Genomic DNA, 14835 nt, shown 5'->3' with positions numbered 1-14835 from the left:
ATATAAGAAAATAAACCCATAAAAACAAGTCAAATAGTTGGTAATCAGATATTTAAACACTTAACTTAATGACATTGGGCCTGTGGCAGGGTGGTGATAGCGGGGTGCCTTTCGTCGTGCGTCCTCCTGAACTTGTTTCAGGATCTATCTCTTTCCATCATCTCCCAGCTGGGAAAAGGCGCTGCCAGTCGGATAGGGGCTGTGTAGAACGGTCGTCATTGCGAGGCACGAAGCAATCTCTCTTGCAAAATAGATTGCTTCGCTGGCTGAAGGAGCCTGCTCGCAAGGACGGAGGTTAAAGAAAAAGTTGATGAATCAGCCACCCCCTCCTTAAAAAAAGGATGGAAGGAGCGATTGCCACAAATCATGCTGTTACCTATCAATTTATTTCAATTCTTTGCTTAAAAGCGGTATGCCAGGTATTACAATCTGTTAGCCAATCATTAATCATTTTATAAGAGTTGGTGATTTCAGCAGAAAAGTTTAGGGTTGTACCTTCAAAACCATCTTCCTGAAAAATGTAGGCATTTAACCCATAGTACAATAATTCAGCTAGCTGCGGAATATCAAAATGGCCAACGGCCTGTAATTTATAAGCCAGGTTTTTAGTATCGTGCTTAAAAGATTTTTCGTTTGCCAAAGGTCTTGTGGCGTTAAGCAGGTTGATGATATTATTTACATGGTAAAGGGTATTGGCAATAGTAATGGGCTTGTGTTTGCCCGAACGGGGATCTGGCCCGGTAGCTGCGCTCAGCAGTTCGGTAAGGATTCGATTCACATCAGGTAAACTATTCATTTCGAAATAAGTTTCAATAAGTTTCCTGAATTCATTTACAGCTACAACCTGATTTGGGAGCTGTACGTTTGGGTTTTTAATTTGGGCAGTTTGCATAACCTACAAATAAAAATATCCTGACCGCTGCAAACTGCCAATAACTCTTTTCAGAGACTTAGGTAATGTGGGACTACCACTCGGTCAGGAATATTGTGAATGAAAATTTACTTGATATGGCTCTGAATTAAAGGTGAAAAATATGTTATTAACAGTTTTGCATCAGCAATTTAGATACAAAAATCTAATCGACAAAATATTTTTGAAGAATGGAAGGTTAATGTTATTTGAAACGCTGTTTTTAATTGAATTTGTTTCTTTTAATGCTTGCCCAAATTTATTGATAAAGAATACGCTGTTTGCGCCAATACAGAATTTGAAACAATTATTTTGAAACAAAAAAAAGTTTCGGGAAAAAATGTTTCGGGATTTGGAAACAATTTTTCCAGAAACAAAAAAATGTTTCGAATAATTTTGTTTCGAAAATGATGTAACTTGAATTTAAATTTCGCAGAATGAAAAAAATGAGAACGCAAATCGGTTTAACACAAACAGAAATGGCAAAACTGATTGGAAATTACAGGTAGTTTACATGAAAAGGGTTTGCGCGAGCTTAATGCTAAAGAGTTAAGTATGTTAAGCACTATTGAACTTTTGATGAACAATTCGGCCGAGATCCTGGCCACTAAAAAATCAGTTTAAATGATCAAAAAGTTTTAGTGGCGAGCAATATGTCTAACTTTTATAAACACTGCGAGGCAGTGGTATAAAAAAAGTAAAAAAATGAGTTGAGGCGCTGGATCCGAAGAAGATGCTTAAATAAGCTAATTTCTGATTAGCATGTATAATAGTGATGTGCAATGTTTTCAAATAGTAGTAAACCCAGATCAATGTCTTCTTTTATAATCCAATACTAATATTATTAAAATAACCTAAAAGCTTCTAATAATTTACAATCTTAGTGTCAGTCTAATAGCTGAAGTGATTAAAATATATAACATATGGGGAAATGGAAATTATTGATGATAGTGGGTTTAACAATCTTTTCAAATATTCAGCCTGTTTTTTGCCAATCACACATAGACAGTTTAACCAACGCATTAAAACAGGTATTCGAAACGGATAGTCTCCCGGGTATGTCTGTTGTATTGGTTGATGCAAAGAAAGTTATTTATGAGCATCATTTTGGTTATGCAGATGTTGAAAAAGGCGTAAAATACACCTCGAAAAGTATCCAGAATATTGGTTCAGTTAGTAAAACAATAACGGCTGTAGCTTTGATGAAAGCTATTGAATTAGGCTATTTTAACCTGGAAACTGATATTAATACTATACTGCCTTTTAAAGTTGTTAACCTTAATTATCCTACAGGAAAAATTACCATCCGGCAATTAAGCAACCATACTTCAGGAATTATTGATAACGAGGCGGTTTTTTTTAATACGTATCATTTCGAAACTAATATGGCCAGGTATGATACTGCTGCTTATGAAGCCATTCAGCATCTTGGCTTTGAACAAAAAATAGAAGATAGCACACTGAAGGATTTTATGCGTGAGTATCTTTCTGCAGGGGGTAAATATTATAATATTAAAAACTTTGGTAACCATGCACCTGGCGCTTCTTCAAGCTATAGCAATATCGCGTCGGCACTCGCTGCGTATTTAATTGAGGTGAAATCAGGTATGACTTATGCCGAATTTACCTCAAAATACATTTTGAAACCATTGCAGATGAAAAATTCGGATTGGTTTTTAAATCCCCATAAGTTAGCGGAATATGCAAGGCCATACTATAACCAACATGCTGTTCTGCCTTATTATCATTTTATTACCTATCCTGATGGAGGATTGAGAACAAACACGGCCGATCTTGCTAAATATTTAATGGCAATGATTAATGGTTATAATGGAGACCAAAAATTATTAAATCAATCATCTTATCAAATCATGTTTACGCCTCAGTTTTCAATTGAAAATCCACCTAAAGGCATCAGTCTGGCAAACCGCAATAAAGGAATATTTTGGAATCTTTACAACAATGGTACGATTGGGCACGATGGAGATGATCCGGGCGTTAGTAGTTTTCTGCTTTTTAATCCTAAAACAGGATTAGGAGGTATATTCTTATGTAATAAATATTTGGCCGATAAAACGCAGGTTGTTAAGTTGCTGACTCAATTTGTTATGGGACAATAAAAGTTATCTGATGCCACATATTTCGAACGATCTGTTTAATTCGGAATTCACTTAGAATTAAGGCTTCGAAACCTATATCATTAATTGCTGCTCCAGTTAATATTCACCAAACTAACATTATTTTTTCTCGAAGAACTTACTGCAATGCCTTTGCGCGGGTTATCAGTTAAGGTAAATCCTTCAAGTTCATCTGCTTTGTCGGTATCAATCACCTTGATCACTTCCCCTTTTCCATTTGTAATTGATTTATCTAAATCAAGAAAAGTAAGTCGCCACTTGCGCCCTTCTACCTGATTTTGGATAAGGACCAGAATGCCTTTATTTTCTATGAAGTGCAGGTTTTGAACCCAGGGCGAACAGTTAAATTTTTTATAAAGCAATCCCTTCTCGCTTGTTTTATCTGCTTTGGCTAATTTTGCCGCATCATATAAACGCACTTCGTTTGCTTTATTTCCATAATCGGCTGTAGCCATAAACCATTTTCCTTTATGCTTCACATATTCTGGTCTGGCACCTTGAATACACGCATCATCTGCTATGGTTTTTAATAAATGACCATCAAGGGTTTTGGTCTTTAAAAATCCAGACCAATCAATAGCGTAGATTACGGCTTTCCAGCTGGTGCCTGCTGCATTTTGGCGTACGGAGTTGCCAATAAAAGTGGGCATCCCTTTTTTAAAGGCAATTCCTGTTGGGTGCTTAATGATATTTTCGCCTTTAATGGTAAAACGATATTCGTTGTGGTCATACCTTAAAGAATCACCTTTTAAAGTATATGCCCTCATCACACCAACTTCACGGTCACCATATAAAAAATACTTTCCGTTTTGAAAAGATATTCCCTGGCAAGCACCAAGAGAATCGAGCGTTAAAGATTTGTAAATGCTTACCGAAAGTGGTTTATAGGTGAGGGTGCTCATCACTAAGCCCACTATAACTGCTGCACTAAAAAATTTCATTTTAAGGATCTAAAGGTTCGTCGAAATCAATTTGTAAGGAGAGGCTATTCGGGAAAAATTCTACTTCGGTATCGCTAAGCGTTTTGCCGATTTGATAAGGATAATAACCAAGCTCTTTCTTGCAGCGCTCTGCAAGTATGCCAGCGATGTAAGGGATGGTCGATTTTGCAGTGCTTACCAAAGCAGGCTTATCCATGGGCATACCATATCGAAATATGAGGCGGGCGCAGTTGCGCAGATTTGTGGTGGTATGCCTGGCATGTGGTTCGATAATAATGGCATTTTCGGGAATGTGAAGTGTATGAACCATAAATTTCTTCATCTCATCAGCCTCGCTGTATTTTGTTTTATAAGGATGTACCCTTCCACCGGAAACCACCACAAAAGGTGCCATATTTTTGCGGTATTGAATGGCTGCAATTCTGCAGCGAATCATACCTCCGGCACTCAGTTCAGTTTCTTTATCTTCCGGACCTGCACCCGGAACCAGGATTACGCTGTATTTATAATTACTGAAATTGGTTTTTTTAATTTGTGCTAGGGCAGTTTGATTAGCGCCGGTAACCAGGGGCTCATAATCTGCCGCTTCCGTTCTGCCGTTTAATTCGAGTGCTCCTAAAGCGAAATTCATAGAAGGTTCAAAAAAGAGTTGCTTATCGGCAGCAATATTCAATAATAGGTTTGAAGCAACAAGCTCCGGGAATTCTTTATCCTTTGCATTAAAGGCAATGGAATCTATTTTAGGGTAATTTGGTTTTTTACCTTCAACATATACCCCAATGGTATAATTAATTGCCTTTGCATCCTGCTCCCAGGCCTTGACTAAAACTTCCTGTTCTGGTAAATCTCGAAATAAACCATAGCAACCCGATGGTAACAAATGGTTATTTACTGCTTTTGCAAAAACATTATCTTTTTTATACAACGCCGCAAGTCTTTCATTAATCATTAAAATTTCTGCATTGCTAAATTTAATTGCATTGGCATAGCAGGCAATGTCTGATCCACCTGTTTTTAGTGCATTTGCAGCATTAGCGGTTTTGTCTTTTAATAGTTTTTGAAAAGCGGCATCACCTGTTATCGCTTTTCTTAATTCAGGAAGTTCCTGCATCAGCGTAAGCAAATAATAACTTTTATACTGTATGTATGGATGGTATAACTGGTTTTTTCCAATCATTAACTGGTAAGCCTGATCCGCTTTGTTTTGCTGTGCTTTCGCCTGAAAAAGCATCAGCCACAGCAAGAGGATGGATACTGGTATTCTCATAAAATGAATTTTTGCAAGCTAAACAAGTGCTGTTAAGCTAACATCAAAGCAGCATTAATTCTTTTCAGCCAAAAGGGATTAAAAGCAAGTGTTCCGGGATTCTGGCTCGAAAACCTTCTTATAAAGTTAACATAGGATGTACATCGTGTTAAAAGTACACTTATACTTTTGGCGCTATCTAAATGTCTCCGGAAATTTTTTTAAATAAAGTGCAAGCCTATGTGAATCAAATTTTACATGCCTTTAAAACATTAAACCAGAAATTATTCAAAAACATTACTAACAATTAAAAGATGACATCATTTTTTTCCAGTGCGGGTATTAAAAATACTTGCATGAAATTGCTTTTGCCGGTAGGATTAATGGCCATTTGCAATTTGCCGGTTTTGGCCGCAAACCGCTATAACAGCAACGTATCTGCTTTAAGAAAAAAAGTAGTTTTTACCATTAGCGGTGTGGTTACCGATGATCAGCAGCAACCGCTTCCAGGCGTGAGCATTTATGATAAAAAGACTAAAAAAACAACTGTTACAGATGGTAATGGTAAATATTCAATCGCACTGGATGAACCGGCAACTTTAGTTTTTTCTTTTATAGGATACGACTCGCAAGCGGTATTGGTAGATGCTTCCAGAACTTTAAACATCACGCTAAAGGCAAGCAGCAATACGCTTGATGAAGTGGTTGCAATCGGGTATCAAAAAATCAGAAAATCTGATGTAACCGGTGCCATCAGTAGTGTTAAGGCAGCAGAACTTAATTTAACCTCACCAACAATAGGGCAGGCCTTAGTTGGTAAGGTTGCCGGTGTGCAGGTTTCTCAAACCAGTGGAGCGCCATACGCGGGTACAAAAATAAGGGTTCGTGGTATTGGTTCCATTAATGCAAGTTCTGATCCCTTATACGTAATTGATGGTTATCCGGCAGGGAACAACGTATCCATCAATCCAGAGGATATCGAAACCATCGACATTTTGAAAGATGCGGCTTCTGCAGCCATTTATGGTTCAAGAGCATCTGGTGGGGTAGTGTTAATTACCACCAAAAGAGGTGCAGATGGAAAAGGACGCTTTGAGTACGATGTTCAGGGTGGCGTTTCTCAACTTGCAAAGAAAGTTAAATTGTTGGATGCGAATCAGTTTATTCAGTTGCTTATTGATGGACGGAACAATGCTTATAAAGATTTGTGGGTAAACGGAGGTAAAACCTGGAATGATGCCATGTTCAGTGATAACAATACGACCCGTATCGCAAATGTAGGTAATGGGAGCAGTGTAAGCATTCCAGCCGATCTTTATAATTTCAGTATGCAACAGGCTATCCCTGCTACCTATAATACTGATTGGCAGGACGAACTTTACCGCAATGCGGCTTTTCAACGTCATAACCTTTCCTTTTCTGGCGGTACCAAAGATGTAAAATACTTTTTAAGCGGCGGTTACCAAAATAATGATGGTATTGTAACCAACACCAACCAAAAGGTGACCAACTTTAGAGGAAATATTGATGGTAAGGTGAGCGAGCGTTTACATGTAGGCGCAAACATTGCTTATACAAAGAACGACAACAGAGAGGTGCAGGAAGGACGTTATAACTTAAGCCCAATGATGTCGGCATTAATTTATTTGCCTTACCTGCCTGCAAGGGATGCCAACGGGAATCCTATTCAGTTCGGGATGGGCGCATTGTCTTCTCAGTTCGGAATCCAGAACCCTGAAAATCCTTTGGCTACAGTTGAGCAGTTAAAAATTACCAGAAAGAGCAATAGGAGTAATTATAATGCCAATGCTACTTACAAAATTTTAGAGGGACTTAATTTTAAGGCTAACTTAGGAACACAAACATACAACGAGAAGTACGAATATTATTTGCCTACTAGCTTAAGTAGTGGCAATACCGCACCTTACTCTCCTGAATCGATTAGGGCTGCAAATGCAATTGCACAAACGCTTAGTCAGGTAGATCAACTGGCAGAGTTTACTTTAAATTACAATAAAACCTTTGGTAAACATAGCATAGATGTTTTAGGTGGATATTCTGCTCAGAAAACATCAAGTGATATGATCAGGGTAGCAGCAAGCGGATTCCAAAATGATTACATCGGTGAAATTACGGATAAAGGAGCAGATGCAGGTTTTTTTACCCTAGATCGTAACAGAACAGGTAAGACGGTTACCACTTTACTTTCTTACTTTGGCCGTTTCAGCTATAATTATGCGGGTAAATACTTTTTAACAGGTTCCTTCCGTCGTGATGGTTCTTCAAGGTTTGGTCCGTTAAACAAGTATGGTAACTTCCCTTCAATAGCTGCGGGCTGGAATTTATCTGACGAAAGTTTTTACAATAATTTTTTGGGCGAACAATCGAGAGTTAAACTAAGGGCCAGCTGGGGCTTAAGTGGCAACAACAATATCCCGGATTACCGAACCCAGCAAGAGTTAAACGCACCAGGTGGCGCGGTTTTTGGCAATGCGATTTCAACCGCCATTTGGCCAAGTAGTATTCAGGATAGAAGGTTAGGATGGGAATCAACCTCTCAGTTCAACTTTGGTACTGATATCAGTTTGTTCAAAAACCGCGTATCGGTCATGGCAAATTATTACTTAAGTTATTCTTTCAATTTATTGTTTAACCAGCCACTTTCGGCGGTTGCCGGAAGCTCATCAATTTTAACCAATCTTACTGATAGTAAGGTGCGTAATAAGGGTTTCGATTTGCAGATTGATGGCAAAATTATCCAAAATGAAAACTTTACTTTCGGCTTAAGTGGAAATATCGCGGCAAACCGAAATAAGGTTTTAGACCTGGGTGGTAATAGTACCATATTTACAGCCGGTGCAGAGCGTTCGTACATTACACATGTTACACAAGAGGGCCAGCCAATTGGTATGTTTTATGGATTTAAGGTTTTAGGTCGGATTACAGCCGATAATGTAGGCAAAGTAGCGCCATCAGCTTCTTCTACCAACCCGGCAAAAATCGGCGATTTATATTTTCAGGATACCGATGGGAATGGCATTGTAAACGATGCGGATAAAACCGTAATCGGCACGCCATACGCAAAGTTCACCTATGGTTTCGCCTTAAATACCTCTTACAAAACCTTTGATTTAAGGGCATCATTTAACGGATCGTACGGGAACCAGGTGTTGGATGGACAGGATTATTACCTGTATAACTTTGAAGGTTCTGGAAACCAATATGTAGAGGTTGCCGATCGTTATAGAAATGAAGCCAATCCGGGCAGTGGTTTAAATTACCGTGCATCGCGTGCGGGTACGCAAAGTAACAGCACACGTTTATCATCTTTCTATATTCAGGATGGCTCTTACCTCAGGTGTACCAATATTACTTTAGGTTACAGTTTTCCAAAACAACTGGCCAATACGCTTAAAGTGAGTAACATCCGCGTTTATGCGAGTGTAGATAATGCCTTTACCATTACCGATTATAAAGGTTATAACCCTGAAGTAGATTATAGTGTGGGCAATAATCTTGCACCTGGTGTAGATTATGGAAACTACCCATTGGCAAGAACCTATAACCTAGGTATCAAATTGACTTTTTAGAACTAAAGAAATGAAAAAACATATTTATAAAGTATTGGCCCTAAGTACAATTTTAAGTTTGGGTGCCTGTAAAAAAGATTTTCTAAATCAAAATAACCCCAATGCCATTGCGGTAGAAAATTATTTTAAAACTGAAAATGATGTATTGCTGGCGGTTAATGGTGTTTACCAATCGCTAAGAAGCAGCAACACCCTGGGCGAAAACAGTGGTTTGTTTACCGATGAGCGCTCGGATGATGCGGGTAGAAATGATAACCAGAGTAATGCCGGCGAGCCATTTCAGTTTAATGATTTTTCGCTCCTGCCAAGTAATTCTTATTTAAAGAGTCATTGGTTAGCACTTTATGAGGCCATTGGTAGAACCAATGTTGTATTGACAAACATTGATAAAGTATCTTTTACTAACGCTGCAACCAAAGAGAATTATAAAGCAGAGGCCAAGTTTATCAGGGCGATTATGTATTTCGAGCTGGTTAGGAAATGGGGACCGGTACCAGTGGTAACCAAACAGCTTAGCACAGCCGATGAAGTAAAAGAGAATACTTTTCGTGTGCCTGAAGCGGATGTATATAACCAGATTGTAAGCGATTTAAAAGATGCCCTTAACAGTACATTACCTAACTTCCAAACAGGAGCGAACATAGGTAGAACTTCGAAAGCGGCAATAAATGCATATTTGGGCAAGGTTTATTTAACAATGGCGGCTACACTTTCAGCAAATAAGACTGAAAACCTAAGCAACGCGAATACTTATCTGACGGCAGCTTACAATATGAAAGCCTTCGGAAATCTATCTGAAATTCCATATACAGATGTTTTTGACGTAGCTAAAAAAGCAATGTGTAAAGAACTGATTTTTCAAATTTCTAACAAACAGGGCGATATTAGTTTTAGCTCGAGCATTGCTGCAAACAACCAGGCTAAAGGCGAAACCATCAACTCGCTTAAACCTTCTACTGGTATTGGCGGCAACGTAAAACTTGATCTGGTTAGTGAATACGAAACAAGCGATTTAAGAAAAGATTTCTCTGTTAAATTTGCCAATGATCCGATTGTAAAAGACTGGTTTATCACCAAATTCCGCGATGCGAGCCAATTGGCAACCAATGCCGGTTATGGTGGTAACGATTGGATTTTAATGCGCTATGCGGATGTAATTTTAATGCTTGCAGAAGTGGCAAACCTCCAGGGAAATGATGCTGTAGCTGCGCAATATTTGGATATGGTTAGGGCAAGAGCCGGAAGACCACTTTATGCTGTTGCTAAAACGGATGCTGTTTATGCAGCAAATTTTCCAACAATGAAACTGGCTATCTTACATGAGCGACGGGTAGAATTTGCTTTTGAACATCAAAGGTGGTTTGATTTAATCAGAACTTTTACAACAGCAGAACTGGTAACTTATTTAAAAGCAAAACCGCAGGCTTCTTATGGCATTGCAAAATTATCTAATGTTAGTGCTAAAGACCGTTATTTCCCGATTCCTTTTGATGAGGTGAAACTTGATCCGGCCAAAATGTATCAAAACCCAGGGTATTAATCGGAATAAGAAACGGTTTCATTTTTTTAAAACGGGAATACACACGTTTCAATAATAACAGCCAAGATGCATGTTGTTAGGCATCTTGGCTATTATTAAAAATAGTTTTTTAGTGTTGTTCTGCTCCAGCCTTTTTATCAATACATCTATAGGTTTTATTGATTCCAGATATCAAAAAACCACTTTTCCAATTTTAAGGGCAAAATCACCTAAATCAGTCAAGTTGGTATTGGACAATATAAAAATACTGACATGATGATTTAAGTAATGAAACCAGACACAGTTGGCACCCTGTATCCTCCCATATCTTTCCATTCTTTTGTATTTATTATTGCTTCCTTTATTATCCCTTATCCAAACGCTGTATCCGTAATCATCTAAGCCAGGAGTTAATAGCTGATTTAAAGTTTGTTCCTTAATAAGTCGGAAATTAAAGAGTGCGTCATTAAATTTAATCAAATCTGTTGTGCAGGAATACATCGCACCGGCGGCAGAAAAATCTTCTACATAAATGGGTAGATTCGGGATGAGTTCAAAATCTTTTCCTTTATAATAGGGTGTGGCAAGATCCGCTATTAGTTTATAATGATTGATTATACCAGAATTATTCATGCCTAATGGGATTAAAATTTGTTCTTCTAAAATTTGTTCATAAGGTTGTTTATAAATTGTTTCAAGAATCCTTCCTAAAATCATATACTCACCATTGTTATAATCAAATTTTTTTCCAGGTTCATTAACCAGAGGATTTGAGCAGAAATTACTAACAATTTCCTCTAGCGTATAGGGTTTATGGTAAAAGCCGATTCCATACCTCATAAAATTTGCATCTGTAGCCGTATCTGTGTTTTTCATCCCTGATGTGTGATTTAACAATTGATGGATGGAAACTTTTGAGCCGCCTTCGCCTCTATAAGCGGGTAGATAGATATTGATTTTATCATCCAGATTAATTTTTCCCCGTTCCATTAGTTGGAGAATCAAAACTGCTGTGAAGGTTTTGGTGATGGAGCAAATCTGGTATTTGGTGTTATTTTTAACTGGTGAGTTAAACGAACGTTCTGCCACTCCGAAACTTTGATGATAAATAACTGCTGCATCTTTTTTTATCAAAACAGTTCCATTGAACTGATGCTGACTGGCATAATTGGAGATGAAATTTGTAATGGTTTTAGATTGGGCGAGCAGGTTATAGTTAACAATAAAAAGACAGGGAAGAAGTAAGATATATTTCATAAAATTTATCGATCAATTTTCATTATAAGACGCCGGACGTTATCTATAGTTGCAATCTCTATCAAAAAAAATGTAAATCTTATGCAATAGCTTGTGAAAATTGACTCTAAAATAAATGTACACTGGAATAAATACTTCATCGTTTACATTTTCTGCTTCTCTTAAAGCTTTCCGCGAAATGGGATCAGAACTGGAGAAACTGAAATTTTATTTGAGTTAACTCAATGGAGAAGTCTAACTTATCAAAGCAAGCAAATAATGCTTTAATATGATTTTTGTGCCAATATATATGGACAAACCAATTTTTTTCTAACCTGTTGCAACAGTTTTTGAACTTTTAAAAGTTCATTAAAAACTAGAATGTTATAATAGATTATTTTTGGCGAAAGGAGGTCAATTGACAGCGGTTTAGCCAACAAATCACAAAATTTGAGAATTATCCATATAATACTAGCTCCATTCTTCATAAAATCACTCAGATGAATTATACTATCTCTGCCTACAAAATCTTATCACTACGCTAGAGAAATATAATTATGTTTCCGAATAGAAGACCAAACAAAGATTTTTAAGATTTGCAAGTGTTAGCCGTATGTTAACTTATTTAGTTTAGGCTTTAGGAAAGAATTTAAGTTAAACTTAATTGATAGTGGAGTGGCATAACCACTGCCCTTAACCACTGTTTTCGCCAATACAGTATTTGAAACAATTTTTTCTGAAACAAAAAAAAGTTTCCAGAAAAAATGTTTCGGGATTTGGAAACAATTTTTCCCGAAACAAAAAAATGTTTCGAATAATTTTGTTTCGAAAATGATTCAGTTGAATTAAAATTTGGCAGCATGAAAAAATTGTGGACGCAAATCGGTTTAATCCAAACCGCAATGGCTAAACTGATCGGGAATAATAAAACCACAGGCAGTTTACATGAAAAGGGTTTGCACGAGCTTAATGCCAAAGCGTTAAGCATGTTAAGTACTCTTGAAATTTTGATGGGTCATTCGGCCGGGATCCATTCCACTGAAAAAATCAGTTTAAATGTTCAAAAAGCTTTAGGGACGCTGCTGAAGAAGCTGGTTTATGATCAAAAACGTGCAGCACAGCAGCATGAATTATTCGGGAAAAACGCTCGCGCATGGAAGAACTTATGCCAGCAACCGCAAACTTTGGCGTTTGCTTAATGAATTGAAGACCTCGCTTCGTATTATTTCCTTTATTTTATTATTTTCACTAGATAAAATGTCATTTAGAGAATCATCTAATGTTAATTCAATTTCGCTCGGTTCATCCTTTGGATCAAAGATTGATATCATGTACTTTCTATCGGATTGATTCCATTGTACACTTACAAATTCTCCATGTTGTTGGAAATATTGAAATTTCATTCCATCTATATGAAAAAAATCAGATATTATTTTTTTTGATTTGTCTTTTTTCTATTAATTCAAAATAAAATATCAATGGGTAATTCATTAGATAAGTATTAAGTTTTAAATTTTGTTACATACAGCAGTTCTTCAATAGTGAGTCTATATTTAAGTTTAATATTATTTATGTCGGCTCTTTTCGCATTATAGTGAATTCTGTGTGCTGAGAAATTACCTAGCTCTCTGAATGTATGTAAAACATCTAAAACGTCTTTAGATAGGCTGAATGGCTTATCAGAAATAACTTGGTTTATAATTGTGTTAAGATTTTTATAGCCGTCATTTTCCTTTATTTGTTCTATTTTTCCAGAGGCTTCATAACAATGGATTAGTAATATTTCAAGCAGTCTCCTCATTAAAATAGCGCATCCATCAAATATGTTGTAATAATAGGATGCGTTTATCTGATTTGCTAGTATCACAATGTATCCCCTCGTTCCTGCAACTAATGATTCAGGTATAATTGTTTCCTCTGTTTGAATGTCTTCAGTTTTCTCAAAGACAAGTGAATGGCTTCGATTCAATTCTTCTAATAATTGATGTTTAGGTTTATAAGTTTCTGATTTTGCATCTCGTAAAATGTCTTTTGCTTTTCTTAAGTCCTCTTTTAAATAGGTAGGATTATATTTAGTCAAGTGGTTCAGATTAAAATAATTATTTATTTGGGAAATGGTTATGCCCTCATTATACATCTTAAAATGATACCATATTATAGTCTTAACAATAACTATTTTCTTCTCTTTTTTTTCTAGGATGACCTTTAGTATGGTTTTAAAACTTTCCATCTATATTAATCTTCCTTTTGGAAAGCTTTGTCATGTTCGATGTGATTAGACCCAGTCCTAGTCACTTTTAAGTCACTTATATTTGCAGTATCTATCCATCCTTTTCTATGCTTTGTATCAAAAAGCGTTTGTGGGAATAGCGGTATTTTTGCATTAAGGTTTCGATAACATGTGTAAACGTGATTAACTGTTATGTTTTCAGTTTTTAAAATTTCTTGTAAATAATAAAGACAAACTAAATTTCGTTCAAAATTGGTATTAATATTATATTTTTCGCTGAATGCTTTTAAAGACTCCTTATCATTAGGCATTAAATCAAAATCAATCAAATAAGTTGGACTTTTTGAAGAACTTGCTTTAACTGGTTTGGCTTTTGTAGCAGTTGTTTTTTTAACTTCTATTTTATTTTCATTTTTGTCTGCTTCTTTGTGTTTATATTCATTGGCTTTCTCAGTTTCAACAGGTTGTAGAAAAGCTGTTGTTCCTTTGTCCTCGAAATTTCTTTCTGGCTGAATGTTTTTAGGTATAAACTCGAAATGAACAGATAATAATTGAAATACTTTAAAGATAGATTTGTTTTCTAATGATCCCAAAGCGTCTGCGCATTGATTAAAGGCTTTGAGTTCCTTTTCTTTTTCATTCATGATTGAGATGGTTAAATAAATAAGTTGTTAAAGATAAAACTTTTAACAACTTATCTATCTTAATTAAAGTTTAATTCTGGCATTACACCCCTTAGTTCCTCATTATTAGCCTCCCCCAGACCTCTTAGATAGTTAAGGGTTACTATCATGTTAGAATGTCCTAATAGTTGCTGTATAATGTTTAAATCCTTAGTTCTCCTATAAATTTGTATAACTGCCGTATGCCCAAAAGAATATAGTGTTTGCTTAGCTGTAATTAGGATACATTTAATCATTTGTTTTTTTGCCTCCACTAGCGCAGGCGCAATGTCATTAAGTTAAGGATTTTTATATTGCATCTTTTTGATTTTTAGTTACTTTAGGTTTCACTCTGGCTCTGAA

10 protein-coding genes are annotated in these 14835 nt (G+C 36.5%); 4 read left to right on the top strand and 6 right to left on the bottom strand.

Annotated elements, in window-relative coordinates; translation table 11 throughout:
• Positions 1-379: 379 nt before the first annotated feature.
• Positions 380-892, bottom strand: coding sequence for a hypothetical protein (locus GJU39_RS22020; protein ID WP_154283159.1), 513 nt, complete (start codon positions 890-892; stop codon positions 380-382).
• Positions 893-1833: 941 nt separating this feature from the next.
• Between GJU39_RS22020 and GJU39_RS22015 the strand changes: the two genes are divergently transcribed.
• Entirely contained in the window at positions 1834-3030 is a 1197-nt protein-coding gene (locus GJU39_RS22015) for a serine hydrolase domain-containing protein (protein ID WP_154283158.1), read from the top strand.
• Positions 3031-3110: 80 nt separating this feature from the next.
• Here GJU39_RS22015 and GJU39_RS22010 read toward each other — a convergent pair whose 3' ends face one another.
• Together GJU39_RS22010 and GJU39_RS22005 are read right to left on the bottom strand one after the other, a co-directional pair.
• Positions 3111-3989: a hypothetical protein gene (locus GJU39_RS22010; protein ID WP_154283157.1), complete on the bottom strand. Its 879-nt coding sequence runs from the start codon at positions 3987-3989 to the stop codon at positions 3111-3113.
• 1 nt (position 3990) lies between these two features.
• Entirely contained in the window at positions 3991-5256 is a 1266-nt protein-coding gene (locus GJU39_RS22005; protein WP_209437709.1) for a YdcF family protein, read from the bottom strand.
• Positions 5257-5591: 335 nt separating this feature from the next.
• On the opposite strand from GJU39_RS22005, the gene GJU39_RS22000 reads away from it, so the two are divergent.
• Positions 5592-8825: a SusC/RagA family TonB-linked outer membrane protein gene (locus tag GJU39_RS22000; protein WP_245228058.1), complete on the top strand. Its 3234-nt coding sequence runs from the start codon at positions 5592-5594 to the stop codon at positions 8823-8825.
• Between the two features lie 10 nt (positions 8826-8835).
• Positions 8836-10365, top strand: a complete 1530-nt coding sequence (locus GJU39_RS21995) for a RagB/SusD family nutrient uptake outer membrane protein (protein WP_154283155.1) — start codon at positions 8836-8838, stop codon at positions 10363-10365.
• A gap of 171 nt (positions 10366-10536) precedes the next feature.
• Here GJU39_RS21995 and GJU39_RS21990 read toward each other — a convergent pair whose 3' ends face one another.
• Positions 10537-11601 (bottom strand): serine hydrolase domain-containing protein, encoded by a 1065-nt coding sequence (locus GJU39_RS21990; RefSeq protein WP_154283154.1) that lies wholly within the window; start codon positions 11599-11601, stop codon positions 10537-10539.
• Positions 11602-12440: 839 nt separating this feature from the next.
• Here GJU39_RS21990 and GJU39_RS21985 point away from each other — a divergent pair.
• Entirely contained in the window at positions 12441-12779 is a 339-nt protein-coding gene (locus GJU39_RS21985; protein ID WP_154283153.1) for a hypothetical protein, read from the top strand.
• A gap of 302 nt (positions 12780-13081) precedes the next feature.
• Here the strand turns inward: GJU39_RS21985 and GJU39_RS21980 are convergent, their stop codons facing one another.
• Positions 13082-13810: a DUF4145 domain-containing protein gene (locus tag GJU39_RS21980; protein ID WP_154283152.1), complete on the bottom strand. Its 729-nt coding sequence runs from the start codon at positions 13808-13810 to the stop codon at positions 13082-13084.
• Positions 13811-13815: 5 nt separating this feature from the next.
• On the bottom strand, positions 13816-14454 hold the full coding sequence (locus GJU39_RS21975) for a hypothetical protein (RefSeq protein WP_154283151.1): 639 nt from the start codon (positions 14452-14454) through the stop codon (positions 13816-13818).
• Positions 14455-14835 lie beyond the last annotated feature (381 nt).

Origin of the sequence: Pedobacter petrophilus (assembly GCF_009674725.1) — a bacterium.
GTDB classification, from domain to species: domain Bacteria; phylum Bacteroidota; class Bacteroidia; order Sphingobacteriales; family Sphingobacteriaceae; genus Pedobacter; species Pedobacter petrophilus.
This window is presented reverse-complemented; position numbering and strand designations above follow the sequence as displayed.